Raw genomic sequence first — 14,556 nt, forward strand, 5'->3', positions numbered from 1 at the left:
CTATCCCGCTCTCTGTGCCGAATGCAACCCTCTCGCTGACAAAAGTTCATAAACTGGATAGTGTTCTTGGCTAGTCGCGAAGATTTCCTTACCGAATAGACAATCTTAACACGCGAAAGCCGTAACTACCCGACGATGACTAGGTCCAACCAGGACTGGTGGCCGAACCAGTTGAACCTGAACATCCTCGACCAGAACGCCCGTCAGGTCGATCCGATGGGCGAAGAGTTCGATTACGCCGAGGAGTTCCAGAAACTCGACTTCGACGAGGTGAAAGCGGACATCGAAGCGGTGATGACGACGTCGCAGGAGTGGTGGCCGGCCGACTACGGCCACTACGGACCGCTCTTCATTCGGATGGCGTGGCACAGCGCCGGCACGTACCGCACCAGCGACGGCCGCGGTGGCGCGTCCGGCGGTACGCAGCGCTTCGCGCCCCTCAACAGTTGGCCCGACAACGCGAACCTCGACAAGGCGCGCCGACTGCTCTGGCCGGTCAAGCAGAAGTACGGCCGCAAACTCTCGTGGGCCGACCTGATAGTCCTGGCCGGGAACGTCGCCCTGGAGTCGATGGGATTCGAGACGTTCGGCTTCGCCGGCGGGCGCGAGGACGTGTACGAGCCCGACGACGCCGTCGACTGGGGCCCCGAGGACGAGTGGGAAGCGTCCGAGCGCTTCGACGACGACGGCGAGCTCGAAGGGACGCTCGCCGCCACCGTGATGGGTCTCATCTACGTGAACCCGGAGGGTCCGGACGGGAACCCGGATCCGGAGGCGTCGGCGGAGAACATCCGCGAGTCGTTCGGCAAGATGGCGATGAACGACGAGGAGACGGCCGCACTCATCGCCGGCGGCCACACGTTCGGGAAGGTTCACGGTGCCGACAACCCCGACGAGCACGTCGGCCCGGAGCCCGAAGCGGCCCCTATCGAGCAGCAGGGCCTCGGTTGGGAGAGCAGCCACGGCTCCGGCAAGGGAAGCGACACGATAACCAGCGGGATAGAGGGTCCGTGGAACGCCACGCCGACTCAGTGGGACATGGGCTACATCGACAACCTGCTCGAGTACAAGTGGTGGCCCGAACAAGGGCCCGGCGGTGCGTGGCAGTGGACCACGCAGAACGGCGAACTCGACGGCGCGGCCCCGGGTACCGAGAATCCGTCGGAGAAAGAAGACGTGATGATGCTGACGACCGACATCGCGCTGAAGCGCGACCCGGACTACCGGGAGGTCCTCGAGCGCTTCCAGGAGAACCCCAAGGAGTTCCAGGAGGCCTTCGCGAAGGCCTGGTACAAGCTCATCCACCGCGACATGGGCCCGCCGTCTCGGTTCCTCGGCCCGGAGGTCCCCGACGAGGAGATGCTGTGGCAGGATCCCGTCCCCGAGGTCGACCACGAACTGATAGGGGACGAGGAGGTCGCCGAACTCAAAGAGGAGATTCTCGCGTCGGAGCTGTCCACCTCCCAACTGGTCAAAACCGCCTGGGCGTCGGCGTCGACGTACCGCGACAGCGACAAGCGCGGCGGCGCGAACGGGGCTCGTATCCGTCTCGAACCGCAGAAGAGCTGGGAGGTGAACGAACCCGAACAGCTGGAGGCGGTTCTTTCGACCCTCGAAGCGATTCGAGAGGAGTTCAACGGTTCGCAGTCCGACGGAACGAGAGTTTCGCTCGCCGACCTGATCGTCCTGGGTGGCAACGCGGCCGTCGAGCAGGCGGCGGCGGACGCCGGCTACGACGTGACGGTCCCGTTCGAACCCGGTCGTACGGACGCCTCGCAGGCACAGACCGACGTCGAATCCTTCGAGGTGCTCGAACCGGAGGCCGACGGGTTCCGCAACTACCTCGGTGACGAGCACGACCGCTCGGCGGAGGAGCTGTTGGTCGACAGATCGGAGCTCCTGAACCTGACGGCTCCCGAGATGACGGTTCTGGTCGGCGGGATGCGCGCACTGAACGCGAACTACCAGCAGTCCGACCTCGGTGTCTTCACCGACCGACCGGAGACGCTGACGAACGACTTCTTCGTGAACCTGCTCGACATGGACTACGAGTGGGAGGGTACCGAGGAGTCCCAGGATTCCGAGTCCGAGGACATCGTGGAGCGGGAAGCGCCCTCGGACGCCCAGGAGACGTACGAGCTGCGCGACCGCGAGACGGGCGAGGTCGAGTGGACGGGGTCCCGCGTGGACCTCGTCTTCGGGTCGAACGCCCGGCTTCGCGCTATCGCGGACGTGTACGCCTCCGACGACGCGGAGGAGAAGTTCGTGCGTGACTTCGTGGACGCGTGGCACAAAGTGATGACCAACGACCGCTTCGACCTCGAGTGAGCCGAGCGGCGAGCCTCCGGGTCGGCGACCGCGGACGACGGTTCGGTACCGTGTCGTCGCGGTTCGTCCCCGGACTCGCACGCAGCTCGTGAAGACGGGTCGAAGAGTGGAGTTGCGACGGTTCTGTTCGTCCACTTCTCGTCGCTACCTGCCGGGCGCTGTTTTCCGTCCGATTACTGCGTTACGCTACACGTCCCGGTTCCGGCCGTCGGTTACCGAAGTTGAGAACCGGAGATACTACGGAAGCCATTACCCGTTGTGACGAATCGAATACCGTTTCGAGTTCGGACCGCATAGGTGGTCGAACGGCTACAAAACTGGAGAACTACGAAACACTCGACTCCATTCGAGGTTCTTCGGAGGACGAATGCCAACCCTTATCCGTGTGCTCCGGTTGTGTTTGGTCGTAATGGCAAACGGTACGGTTGACTTCTTCAACGACACGGGCGGTTACGGTTTCATCACGACTGAGGACTCCGACGAGGACGTGTTCTTCCACATGGAAGACGTTGGCGGCGAGGACCTTACGGAAGGAACTGAGATCGAATTCGACATCGAACAGGCCCCGAAAGGTCCGCGCGCGACGAACGTCGTCCGCAACTAACGAGGGTTTCACGCCGCCGACGAGGCGGTATAACTGACTTCACTTCTTTCGACGCTCCGCTCGGCGAGCGACTGCTCCGTGCGGACTCGGCGCGCTTCGACGGACCCGACTATCGGTGCGGAGCCTTTTGGACGCGCGACGCCAACGAAAACCATGAGTGACGCGAACGACGAACTGGAGTTCGAACGCGTAAAACAGCAGGCGGCGGCGGCCGTCCGCGAGACCGACGCCGTCTCGCTCTACGTCGGCCTCGTCGGCGACGGAGAGAACGAGTTCTACTTCGCCAACGACGTCGACGAGGAGCGACTGCAGGAGATGGCCAGCCAGCAGCTCGGCATGCTGACGCGCGTGCTCGCCGAACAGTCCGACGCGAGCATCGACCAGGTCGCGGAACACGCCGCGGAGACGGCCAGACAGATGAACTTACGGTGACGTGCCGTCGTCCTCGCCACCGCCGAACGACCGCTCGCTACTGCCGCCGAACCGAGGCGGCGACCGGTAGTACCGAGGGCGTCTGCACGCCGGCCGCGTACCGTCCCGGGCCGCTCGCGACGAGAGACGGCGTCTCGTTCGAGGACCCCGACTCGTTCGACTGTTGAATCACGTACCGCTGGCCGACCATCGGGTCCAGCAGACTGTCGACGGGTGCACGGTCGTCGCGCAGCACGGGCACGTCGCCCGTCTCGGTCGTCCGCTGGTAGTTCCGAATCTCGCTTTCGAGGTCGATACCGATGTTCCTCCGGTCGTTTCGCGCGAGCAACTGTTCTTCGGTGACGACAGAGCCGTTCTTCGTGGCGACGACCTCGATGTTCTGGACGACTCCGCCCCCGGCCGTCGGGAAGCTGTACACGTGCGGGAACACCTGTGACATCGTCTTGTACTCCGCGCGGTAGAACTTCGACGCCGGGCCGGTGGGTGCGGAGATGACGTTGGCGAACAGGACGCCGTCCTCCGAGAGCCGACTGTCCGCGAGTCGCATGAACTCCTCGGTGGTCAACTCGAACGGCACCTTGTCCTTCTGGTAGGCGTCGAGGACGATGAGGTCGTACGTCCGATTCGTCTCCTGGAGATACTGCCGCCCCCCGGTGTTGTAGACGTTCAGGTTCTCGGACTCCTCGACGTCGAAGTACCGCTCGGCGGCGTCGATGACCTCGGGGTCGATTTCGGCCACGTCGACGGTGACGTCGTAGTCCTCGGCGAACCGCTTCGGACCGGTGAACCCACCGCCGCCGACGAACAGCACGCGGTCGACGTCGTTGGTCATCAGGAGCGGGAGGTGAAAGTACCGGGTGTAGTCGAAGACGTGACGGTCGGGGTCGCTCTTGTCCATCGCGCTGTGTCGCTGGCCGTCGAGATACAGCGTCCGCGTGTCGCCGAGGTCGACGACCTGAAGCTCCTGATACGGCGTCTGCGTCTCGTAGACGACGCGGCCCTCGACGGAGAGTCCGGCCGCCCCGCTTCCGATGGCGGCGAGGAGGAGAACGACGACGAACCCGCTCGCTACGGCTTGGTCCCGACCGACACCGGGACGGGCGAGGACGACCGCCGTCGCCACCGAGAGCAGTCCGAAGATGAGCGCTATCTGCTCGACGCCGAGCGACGGGATGAGAAAGTACGTCGTCGCGAACGCACCGACGATGCTCCCGATGGTCCCGAGCGCGTAGACGTGGCCCGACGCCTCTCCCAGGCTCTCTTTCGCCGAGAGTTCGGCCGCGTACGGGCTGATGTAGCCGAGTAGATACGTCGGCGGGCCGAACAGCAGCGTGATGGCCGGCAGCGAGGCGAACCGGCTCGGCAGCGGAAATCCGGACGTCGCCCGCAACAGCAGGTCTCCGAGGAAGATGAGCCCGGCGACGTACGCCGCCGTCAGCAGAAACACGCGCGCCATGCGGTCGTTCGTCGCCTGCCGGGCCGCGAGCTTCCCCCCGCGGTGGTAGCCGTAGCTGAGTGCGGCGAGGAAGACGCCGATGATACCGCCCCACGTGTAGATGCTGCTACCGAACTGCGGTGCGATCATCCGTCCGGCGAGAATCTCCAGCCCCATACTGGCGACCCCGGAGACGAACACCGCCAGTTCCGGCTTCGAGAGTCGGAGAGAGTCGAAGGAGCGAGACGTGCTCATGACACACCGAAAGGAGCGCGTCGCCATAACTGTTCGACGGGTACGCCCGCGGGCAGCCCGAACTCGAACGCGGTCACGGACGGTCGAACACGGTCGCCGACGCTCGTGCGACCCCCGCGCTTACCTCTCGCGAGACCGTACACACGGCGATGACCGACACCACGCGACTGGAGACGCTGTCGACGCTGCTCGGCGAACTCTCCGCAGACCGCCGCGAAGCGGTCGACGACGCGGTGAGAGAATCGACCGACGCCGCCGACCTCCGAGCCCGACTCGTCGAACTCTCCATCCGGCAGGGGGAGCGACCCGGCATCTCCGAGCTCGACGACGACGAGGAGGTCGTCCCGGTGACGCTCGGCTCCGACGACGGCGGCGCGGTCGACCGCCTCCAGTCGACGGTCGGCGGCCTCCGAAATCGGGTCGCGAGCGGACTCGGCGCGGTCGAGTCCTCAACGCCGTCAGCCGACCGCGGCGACGACCCGCCCGTAGAGACGACCGACGAGACGGCCGCCGACGTCGACGACGACGCGCCCCTCCCGACGCGGAGCGCCGACACGACCGGACGGCCGCTCGCTCGCGTTCGCGGACGCGCCCGGTCGGGGGTGGCCGAACTGAAGTACACCGCGCGAAACGCCGACCCGAAGCAGGCGGCGTTGTGGGGCCTGGCGACCGGTGTGACGCTCGCGAACCCCGCGCTCACCGCCGGCTACTCGACGGCCGTCCTGCTCTCGGGGGCGGTGCTGGGCGGTGGCGCCGTCGGCGCGTACGCGAGCAGTCACGAGAACACCGTTTTCGACGACGTCGACCCGTTGGAGATGGCTCGTCGCTCTCGCGGGATGGCGGCGGCGAACGCGCACCGGACGAACCTCGACGGTGCCGCACTCGGCAGTCTGCTCGGCGCGTCGACGTACCTCGCCGAGACGCTGACCCCCGAGGAGTACGCCCACTGGCTCGCGGGTGTCGACGCCGACCTCGTCGCCCGCGGAGCCGAGCTGGGGGCGGGTCGTGCGACGGACGACGACCTCGGCCTCGGAACGTCCCGAACCGGCGCGATTCTGGGCGGCGGGTTCGGCCTCGCGTACGGGCTGGCGGGAGGAGACGACGAGGCCGACGAGGGAACACTGCGGGAGCTCCTCGACGACGACCTGTACGAGGAGTACAGCCGAGCGCTCGACGAGAGCAAAGAGTAGCCCGAGGTGGCCGGATTCGGTCAGTCGCCGGCCTGTCCGACCGACGACGTCTCGGGCCTCGGACCGAGCAACTCCGCGGTCGCCCCGTACAGTTCGATGTCCTCGCCGAGCGTCGTGAGTTCCACCGGCGGAGGGTCTGCGGCGAGGACGTAGTCGTCGAGGTGCTCTCGGATTCCCGAGAGCATCCACTCGGCGTTCTCGAGCGCCACGGAGCCGCCGAGCGTCACGACCCCCGGGTCGTACGCGTTGACGAGCGTGCCGACACCCGCGGCGTTGTAGCGGGCAATCCGGTCGAGCAGCGTCTCGGCCACGTCGTCGCCGTCGTCCGCGGCGGCGAACACGTCCAGCGCGGTTATCTCGTCGAGTTCGCGCAGCGACGACGCCTCTCCGCCTTCGGCGAGCAGTTGCCGGGCGAAGTTCGGAATCCCCCGCCCCGAGCAGTACGCTTCCCACGCGCCGCGGACGCCCGTGCTCGACAACTCACCGTCGGCGCGAATGGAGAACAACCCGACTTCGGCGGCGTAACCCCGCTCGCCACGTATCGGTCGACCGTCTTCGACGACCCCCGCGCCGATACCGGTTCCGAAGGTGACGTGTGCGACGGAGTCGTAGCCGCGGCCCTCCCCGAACCGGTACTCGCCCAGCGCGGCGGCGGTACAGTCGTTCTGGACGGCCGTCGGCAGGCCGAACGCGTCCTCGACGGCCTCGGCCAGCCGAACGTCGTATCTTCTCGTCCCGTCGTTGGCGTCGAACTCGGCGATGACGCCGCGCTCGGCGTCGACGAGCCCCGTCGTCGAGACCGAGACGCCCTGAATCGGTCCCGGAGACCGAGCACGAACGTCCTCGACGGCGACGAGCAACTGCTCGGTCAGCGCGTCGGCGCGGGTCGGTTCCGCGCGAACCGCCACGGGACCTCTCTCCGTCCCCCTGCCGTATCGTAGACGCGTACTCCCGATGTCGACGACGACGAGGTTGGTCGCTGAACTCACTACTTCGACTGCAACGCACGTCCGTTTCAGTATGCGCAACTTATCGCCGGGAAGGGGGAGGTTTCTCGATGACTGCGGGTGCCTTTCCCCCAGCGAGGCGAGAGACGGCCGGTCGAAACGGACCGCCGAAATTGATATCGCAGAATGGGCTGTATCCGGGCTCACCGTGTGGACCGACTCCTTCGCGTCGGTGCGGCAGAGGCGTCGGACTGCCACGTCCGGACTCCGAAGGTCGACTCTCCGTCACGCTCTGGAGAGCGTCACGGTCAGCATGAACTGTTATCACCCACTGCTGGGTACCAACCGCATGCGCGTTCACTTCTCGGACCCGACGTTCGACTATCAGACGCTCCGGACGATGGCGTACGCGACGTACCGCGGGGCCGAGCCGGGCGAGTGCCTGGCGACCGTCGAACGAATCGACGGCACCGACTTCGAGGCGTGGTACACGGAGTGGCGACGGACCGCGGACCGCGTCGCCGTCGCCGGCGAGTACGCCGAGGCGCAGGACCACGACGAGACGGCCCGAGACGCGTTTCTGCGGGCGCAGAACTACTACCGGACGGCGGAGTTCTTTCTGGACGGCGACGATGCTCGTCGCGTCCCGGCGTACGAACGCGGTCGGAAGGCGTTTCGACGCGCGCTCGACTATCTCGACACGTCGGTCGAACAGGTCGAGATACCGTTCGAGGGGACGACGCTGCCGGGCTACCTGTTCGCGCCCGAACAGTCGACCGACGACCACGATACCGACGCCGAACGGCCGACCGTCGTCTGTCTCGGCGGTTTCGACTCGCTCGCCGAAGAGCTGTACTTTCTCTGCGGCGTCCCGGCCGCGCTCGAACGCGGGTACGCCTGTCTCATCTTCGACGGCCCAGGCCAGGGCGCGCCGCTCCGCCTGGAGAACCTGAAAGCGCGATCCGACTGGGAGAACGTTCTCGGCCCGGTTCTCGACGCGCTCGTCGACGACCCGCGCGTCGACGCCGACCGAATCGGCGTCGTCGGCGCGAGCATGGGCGGCTACTACGCGCCGCGGGCGGCGGCGTTCGACGACCGAATCGCCGCGGTGGTCGCCTTCGACCACTGTTTCGACCTCTGGGCGGCGGCGGCGGACGGCCAGGAACGACTCGCCGCGCTCGTCGACTACGCCCCCGGGGCGCTCGTCAACGCGATGGCGTCGCTCGGCGCGCGCTTCGACGCCGGTTCGCGCTGGCGGATGGAGAACTCTCGGTGGGTGTTCGGTACCGACGCCGCGAACCTCCGGCGGACGCTCCGGGAGTACTCGCTGCGCGACGTCGCCGACCGAATCACCTGCCCGACGCTCGCGCTCGCGGGCGAGGACGACCACCTGATGCCGCTCTCGCTCGTCTACGAGTTCGCCGACGCCGTCGCGGGGCCGACGACGACGCGGGTGTTCACCACCGAGGAAGGCGCGGGTGAACACTGCCAGGTCGGGAATCTCTCGCTTGCACACGGCGAACTGTACGACTGGCTCGACGGGACGCTCGACAACGAGTGAGAGACGCGCACCCGCGGCGAGCCGAGACGTACCGCTCTACGTCCCGTCGCCCGGCTCGTCTGCGGACTCGTCGACGACCTCGCCGACGGCGTCGTCGAACGCGTCGAGAGTCACGTCGTCGCGGGGTGCTTCGACGAGTTCCTCGACCGGTGCACCCTCTCGGTTGCCGCCGAGTGCCGAGAGTCGTTCGACGGTGAGCGCCGCGAATCCGAGGGCGAGAACGAAGGACACACCCCCGAGCGCTGCCTCCAGCGTCGACCCGCCGACGGCCGCCTCGCTGCCGAGCATCGTCCCGAACGGAACCCCTTCGACGAAGATGCCGACGGCGACCCCCGTGACGGTCCACCCGACGGCGACGGCGGCGAGCCCCATCGCGGCCGTGCGCTGTCGCCGCGAGACGACCCGGGGGTCGTCTCTCGCCAACAAGTCGGTGTAGAGCAGTCCCGCCTCTTTGACCCGGGGGTAGAGCAGGTACAGAAGCGGCGGTCCCAGCAGCGCGACGGCGACGAAGTTGTTGAGCGTGATGATGACCGCCAACACCGAGAACGGGACGAGTCCGAGCAGGTCGACGCCCCACGCGATGATGGCCGCCGTCAGCGCCGAGGCGGCGAACGCTATCAGGAGGAACTCGACGAGCTGTCCCCCCGAGCGCATCGTCGGCTCCTCACCGCTGGAGAGTCGCCCGAGATTCCCCCAGAGACGGTAGGCGACGAAGCCGTAGAAGAAGTTCCCGACGAACCCGAACGCCGACCCCCAGGTGAGCGTGCCGCTGAACGCGTCGCTGAAGAGATTGCCGAACGCCGACCCCCACGCGGCCGCCGGGCCGAACAGCAGGCTGAACACGACCGGGAAGACGTTCCCCGGTCGGACCGTCGTCAGGTGCGGGACGATGACGAACCCCTGCGACGGAATCAGCGCCGCCGCGTACACCGCCGCGACGACGACGGTCAGCATCACCATCCGCACGTCTTTCCACATCTCGATTATCTCGTCCATCTCGAATCACTCTCGTCGTCCGCGTTCGTTCTGCGCTCGTTTCACACCCTTCTGCACTCGTTTCGCACCTCTCTCGCCGCGCCACGCTCGTCGCCTTCACGCCTTCACCCCCGTCGGAGTCGTTTTTCGCCCCGGTTGGCGCTCCTCGAAGACGACGGCGGCGACGAAGACGAGCGAAATGACGGCGACGAGGACGACCGGCGCGAACATCTCGCCGACGAGGACGAGCGCACAGAGTACCGCCGTCATCCCGACTCGCGCTCTGAACACTCGACTGTCTATCGTGGACGGCGTCGCGCGGTGGCAGACGCCGCTCCCGAGCATGAACGCCGCCGTCCCGAGACAGAGCGCGAGGAGGCCACCGAGGCCGAACGCGTGGTGGTGTATCGTCGCCTCGATGGCAGCGCCGACCCCTACCCCCGCCGCGACGATGCCCGCGTGGACGAAGTAGTGGCTGAAAACGTAGACGAGGCCGCGCTCTCTTGCCCGGAGCCAGTCGTCGGACTCGGTCCGCAGGAGGCGGTCGATGAGGCGTTCGTCGAAGTGGCGGAAGTAGAGCCACCACGCGCTGACCGAGATGGAGAAGCCGAAGGCGGCGATGATTACGCCCATCGGGTTGAACCCGGCGACGGTCGTCCGGAGGTCGGTGCCGACCGACACCGCGATGATGGTCTCGCCGAGGACCAGTATCGTCATGAGTCCCAGTCGCTCCGGGAAGTGCGACACTTGCACGAGCACCGCGTTGAACCCGAGGTAGACGACGAACACGCCGGCGATACTGATGACGAACGAGGCGATCCAGAGCCCGTAGCGCCCCGGCGGCGGGACGAGAAGCGAGAGCCCCCAGACGAGGGTCGTCAGCGCGTCGGACGCGATCCAGTAGTTGTGGAACGTCTTCGCCTCGATGTCCATGCTGCGCGCGCGGAGGTAGAGCCCCGTCAGGAACAGCCGCAGGAGGAAGATGGCGAGCGCGAACGTGAACGACCCGCCGTGGAGTCCGCCGGGGACCGTCTCCGACAGGAAGATGACGAGGAACATCGCGACGATCATCGCCAGCCGCGAGAACGTGTCGGTCGTGTCGTAGAGGTCCGCGTAGTAGCTGTACGCCAACCACACCCACCAGACGAGCAGGAACTGCACGGCGAAGTGACCGACCTCCAGCGGCGTCAGGTTCGAGTGGAGGTGTCTCGCCAACTCGGCGATGGCGACGACGAAGACGAGGTCGAAGAACAGTTCGAGCCACGTCGCGTGCCGCACCGGCTCGCCCTCGTCGGTGTACACTGAGAGCGGCCGCCCCAGTCCCCGCGAGAACGAGAATTTCGTCTTCATGGCTGTCCGGAGTCCAGCGATTTTCGACTAACGTCTAGAGTCTACCGACCGAGATAACCGTGTCGTAGGCTACCGCGGGGGACACTCACACCATCGCGATTGCTCTCGGAGGCGGCAAACGCCCACGCGCGGGCTCGCCCTCCGCCAGTGGTCCGCCAATCCCGCCGGCAGCCGTTCCGCGTCGGCGTCTCTCTCCCAGAACTCCGTTCGCCCTCGGCGTTCCCTCCCTCCTCAGTACGACTCGTACGTCGTCGTTCCGATGTCGATACGAACGAGCGTGTTCCCGGACCACGCGTCCGGTTCCGCCCCGTACTTCGGATTGATACGACGCGCCGCGGCGGCGGTCTCCTCGTCGTCGTCGACCACCGTCGCCGTGCCGAGGAGCGTGACGCGCCACTTCGCCTCGCCGGCGTCGTCCTCCTGTATCGAGACGGCGACGCGCGGATTTCGCCGGACGTTTTCGAGTTTCTTGCCCGTCGTCAGCAGTTCGAGCGCTCCGTCGTCGTAGTGGTACCAGACGGGTGCGACGTGCGGTCGTCCGTCGACGCAGGTCGCGACGTGCGCCATCGTCGGCTTCGCGGTGATCCGTTCCTCGACTTCCGGCGGAACCGTGTCGCTCATACCGGCGATAGGTGCGCCACCGAGAAAACAGTCCGTCGTCGCGTGCCGCTCTCAGTTGTTCGTGACGTTCTCCTCAGTTGTCCGTGACGTTCTCCTCAGTTGTCCGCGACGGTGACGTTCTCGCTTCCGCGGCGAACGACGACGCCCCGTTCGTTGCCGGCCAGCGTGTTCTCCACGACACGGCCGTCGTCCGACGACAGGAGCGTGACGGCGCGACTGTTGTTCCGCAGGTCGTTACGGGCGACGAGCGAGGCGTCGCTCTCGATGAGGAGGACGCCGTCGCGGTTGTTCCGGACGTCGTTGTTCAGCACTCGGTTGCGGTCGCTGTCGCGCAGTCGAACCCCGACGGCGTTGTCGACGACGGTGTTGCCGTCGAGCGTCGTCTCGGTGGTCCCGTCGGCCAGCGCGACGCCGTACAGCCGGTTCGTCAGCGTCGTGTTCGTCACGCGCGTCCCCCGCGCGGCGGAACTCCAGATACCGGCGACGCGGTTCGAGACGGCGCGACTGTCTCGAATCGTCGTGTTCCGACTCCCGACGAGGGCGACACCGTGGTCGTTTCGCGCCGTCAGCACGCCCGTCAGCGTCGTGTTCGTCGCGTCGCCGACGAGGTGGACGCCGAACAGCGCGTTCTCGGTCGCGGCGACGTTTCGCAGTCGGTTCGAACGGCTTCGGTCCGACAGCGAGACGCCGTAAACGCTGTTCCGCGTCGCCGTCGCGGACGAGACGACGCTCTCGGTGACCGCCCGAAGCGCGAACCCGACCCGACTCTCCCGTGCCACGACGCCGTCGACGCGCAGGTTCGAGACCCGAGTCGCGCGAACCGAGTCGTCCCAGTTCGCGACGGCGAGATTCCGCACGGTGACGTTTCTCGTCTGTCGCTCCCACGACCCGACGACGACGCCCGCGGTGCCGAACCGGCCCTCGCCGCGCACCGCGTGGCCGCCGCCGTCGACGACGACGTCGCTCGCGGTGACGACGAGGCACTGTCCGACGTCGGTCGTGAGGTTCCGCGTCAGTTCGTACCGTCCCGGTTCGTCGAGTTCCCTACAGTCGCTAATCGGCGTCGCGCCCGAATCGACCTGCGTCGGACCGACGCCGAGACACGCCTGCGAGAGACAGACGACGGCGACGGCGAGAACGACTTTGCTAGTCGCCACTGCGGCGCCGACCCCCGGTCATACGCTCTGGTCTACGACGGGGAAAAAGAGTGTTTGCCCGTCGTCAGTGGCCCGCGCCGCTCGCTTGCAGACCGACGACGCCGAGAACGATGAGCCCGACGAAGCCGACGCGCGCGGCGGTGAACGGTTCGTCGAACAGGTAGATGCCCGCGATGGCGGTGCCGGCCGCGCCGACGCCGGTCCAGACGGCGTAGGCGGTGCCGACGGGGAGGTTCTCGACGGCCTGTGCGAGCAGGTAGACGCTCACTCCCATGGCCGCGAGAGTGCCGACGCTCGGCCAGAACTCGGTGAATCCGTCGGTGTACTTCAGTCCGAGCGCCCACACTATCTCGAACGCACCCGCGACGAGGAGCAACAACCAAGACATGCGTCTATCTCCGACCGAACGGCACATGACGCTGACGTTCGCGGCCCGTCGTCGCGCCCGTCGGTCTCCGTCGACGACGCTCTCTCTTCGCTCAGGCGTCGAGCGGCTCGGAGACGTGTACGGTCCGCGTGTCGACGATAGTCACCTCGCGGCCGTAAGCTCGAAAGGAGAGTAGTCGGTCGGTCGGTAAGTCGTCTCTCGTCGGTCGGAACACCGCGTCGAGCGCGTCCGGGTCGACCCAGTCGTACAGCGGTTCGTGGAGGTCGAGCGGCGAGCGACCCTCCGCTTCGGCGACGGCCGAGACGACGGCCTCACTCAGCGTCTGCCCGTCGTGTATCTCGTACTCGACGGCGGTCGTCGGCGGTTTGTCGACGCTCGCCGCTGCACCGTAGCCGGACTCGCCGAGGAAGGAGTTCGGCGGGCCGTCGTTCCCGCCGTGTCCTCCGGACGACTGGGTGATGTTCGGTTCGTCGTCGGGTGGCGTCATCGTCGCTCGAAGGTAAGCGTCGAGCCCGGTTGGAGTTGGTCATTCACTCGTGAAGCCATTTATACGTGTGGCCGGGAAACTGGCTGGGTCCCCCGCCTACGCCCGGTTCGTCCGAGTGTCGTCGGCGAGCCCCGTCGCTTCGATGAGTTTCGCCTGTCCGCGTCGGAGCCGTCCCGCGACGGCGCGCGGCGAGATGCCGAACTTCGCCGCGAGTTCGTCGAGCGTGACTCGCCGAGGCTCGTCGAAGTAGCCGGCGCGGTAGGCGACGGCCATCGCCTCGCGTTGTTCGGCCGTCATCTCGCCGAGCGGGTCGCTCCGTCGGTCGGCGGCGGCCGAGACGCGCGTGAGCGAGATGGGAACCTCGTTCTCGCGGCAGAACTGCCTGAACGCGGCCGCGTCGTCGCCTCCGTCGAACCGAACCGAGAAGTGCCACTCGGCGTGGTTGGCTCGCGCCTCGAGGAGCGTCCCGTCGGTCTGTACGATGCCGCGGAGCGTCCCTGCGGCTCCGTGGTTCCAGCGCGCGCTCAGCAGCGCTCCCTCGTCCACCCGGTCGACGACGCTGATCCGGTCGATAGCCGGTTCGTCTCGCGCAGACGACGTGAACGCGTCGCAGTCGCCGTCGAGCAGCCAGAAGAAGGGTATTACCGTGTCCCCCGTCGGAACGATTCTGTCGATTTCGATGCGCGTTCCCGGGTCGTCGCCGATCGAACGCCCCAACGCGCAAGCGGCCGTGGGAACGGTGAACGTGACGTTCACACTCATACCCGTCGGGTAGACCCGCGGGTAGATACCGTTGTCTGTTCTCCCTGATATCTGACAGTCTCCG

Annotated in this window: 14 protein-coding genes; 5 read left to right on the top strand and 9 right to left on the bottom strand. The window is 66.8% G+C overall.

Annotation, left to right across the window (positions count from 1 at the left end):
* Nucleotides 1–135: 135 nt before the first annotated feature.
* The 3 genes from katG to FCF25_RS03760 all read left to right on the top strand — a co-directional run bounded on the left by katG (nucleotide 136) and on the right by FCF25_RS03760 (nucleotide 3,364).
* Entirely contained in the window at nucleotides 136–2,328 is a 2,193-nt protein-coding gene (gene katG, locus FCF25_RS03750; protein WP_137047368.1) for a catalase/peroxidase HPI, read from the top strand.
* A gap of 409 nt (nucleotides 2,329–2,737) precedes the next feature.
* Nucleotides 2,738–2,932: a cold-shock protein gene (locus tag FCF25_RS03755; protein WP_117594840.1), complete on the top strand. Its 195-nt coding sequence runs from the start codon at nucleotides 2,738–2,740 to the stop codon at nucleotides 2,930–2,932.
* A gap of 153 nt (nucleotides 2,933–3,085) precedes the next feature.
* Entirely contained in the window at nucleotides 3,086–3,364 is a 279-nt protein-coding gene (locus tag FCF25_RS03760) for a hypothetical protein (protein ID WP_117594841.1), read from the top strand.
* 37 nt (nucleotides 3,365–3,401) lie between these two features.
* Here FCF25_RS03760 and FCF25_RS03765 read toward each other — a convergent pair whose 3' ends face one another.
* Complete coding sequence (locus FCF25_RS03765; RefSeq protein WP_137047369.1) at nucleotides 3,402–5,054, bottom strand: spermidine synthase; 1,653 nt, start codon at nucleotides 5,052–5,054, stop codon at nucleotides 3,402–3,404.
* A gap of 149 nt (nucleotides 5,055–5,203) precedes the next feature.
* Here FCF25_RS03765 and FCF25_RS03770 point away from each other — a divergent pair, with 149 nt between their 5' ends.
* On the top strand, nucleotides 5,204–6,244 hold the full coding sequence (locus FCF25_RS03770) for a hypothetical protein (protein WP_137047370.1): 1,041 nt from the start codon (nucleotides 5,204–5,206) through the stop codon (nucleotides 6,242–6,244).
* Nucleotides 6,245–6,264: 20 nt separating this feature from the next.
* Here FCF25_RS03770 and FCF25_RS03775 read toward each other — a convergent pair whose 3' ends face one another.
* Complete coding sequence (locus FCF25_RS03775) at nucleotides 6,265–7,233, bottom strand: ROK family protein (RefSeq protein ID WP_168191201.1); 969 nt, start codon at nucleotides 7,231–7,233, stop codon at nucleotides 6,265–6,267.
* 307 nt (nucleotides 7,234–7,540) lie between these two features.
* On the opposite strand from FCF25_RS03775, the gene FCF25_RS03780 reads away from it, so the two are divergent.
* Nucleotides 7,541–8,752, top strand: a complete 1,212-nt coding sequence (locus FCF25_RS03780) for a S9 family peptidase (protein ID WP_137047372.1) — start codon at nucleotides 7,541–7,543, stop codon at nucleotides 8,750–8,752.
* A 36-nt stretch (nucleotides 8,753–8,788) separates the two neighbouring features.
* On the opposite strand, the gene FCF25_RS03785 is transcribed toward FCF25_RS03780, so the two are convergent.
* The 7 genes from FCF25_RS03785 to FCF25_RS03815 all read right to left on the bottom strand — a co-directional run bounded on the left by FCF25_RS03785 (nucleotide 8,789) and on the right by FCF25_RS03815 (nucleotide 14,492).
* The gene (locus FCF25_RS03785) at nucleotides 8,789–9,748 is read right to left on the bottom strand and encodes a QueT transporter family protein (RefSeq protein ID WP_217353091.1); all 960 of its coding nucleotides are present in this window, start codon (nucleotides 9,746–9,748) and stop codon (nucleotides 8,789–8,791) included.
* A 96-nt stretch (nucleotides 9,749–9,844) separates the two neighbouring features.
* Nucleotides 9,845–11,077: a low temperature requirement protein A gene (locus FCF25_RS03790; RefSeq protein ID WP_137047373.1), complete on the bottom strand. Its 1,233-nt coding sequence runs from the start codon at nucleotides 11,075–11,077 to the stop codon at nucleotides 9,845–9,847.
* A gap of 231 nt (nucleotides 11,078–11,308) precedes the next feature.
* The gene (locus tag FCF25_RS03795; protein ID WP_117594847.1) at nucleotides 11,309–11,698 is read right to left on the bottom strand and encodes a pyridoxamine 5'-phosphate oxidase family protein; all 390 of its coding nucleotides are present in this window, start codon (nucleotides 11,696–11,698) and stop codon (nucleotides 11,309–11,311) included.
* Nucleotides 11,699–11,793: 95 nt separating this feature from the next.
* Nucleotides 11,794–12,855: a nitrous oxide reductase family maturation protein NosD gene (locus FCF25_RS03800; RefSeq protein WP_137047374.1), complete on the bottom strand. Its 1,062-nt coding sequence runs from the start codon at nucleotides 12,853–12,855 to the stop codon at nucleotides 11,794–11,796.
* Between the two features lie 64 nt (nucleotides 12,856–12,919).
* Nucleotides 12,920–13,243 (bottom strand): multidrug efflux SMR transporter, encoded by a 324-nt coding sequence (locus tag FCF25_RS03805; protein WP_117594849.1) that lies wholly within the window; start codon nucleotides 13,241–13,243, stop codon nucleotides 12,920–12,922.
* 91 nt (nucleotides 13,244–13,334) lie between these two features.
* On the bottom strand, nucleotides 13,335–13,730 hold the full coding sequence (locus tag FCF25_RS03810; RefSeq protein WP_137047375.1) for a HalOD1 output domain-containing protein: 396 nt from the start codon (nucleotides 13,728–13,730) through the stop codon (nucleotides 13,335–13,337).
* A 96-nt stretch (nucleotides 13,731–13,826) separates the two neighbouring features.
* Entirely contained in the window at nucleotides 13,827–14,492 is a 666-nt protein-coding gene (locus tag FCF25_RS03815; protein WP_137047376.1) for a helix-turn-helix domain-containing protein, read from the bottom strand.
* Between the last annotated feature and the right edge of the window lie 64 nt (nucleotides 14,493–14,556).

Origin of the sequence: Haloprofundus sp. MHR1, assembly GCF_005155585.1 — an archaeon.
GTDB classification, from domain to species: domain Archaea; phylum Halobacteriota; class Halobacteria; order Halobacteriales; family Haloferacaceae; genus Haloprofundus; species Haloprofundus halophilus.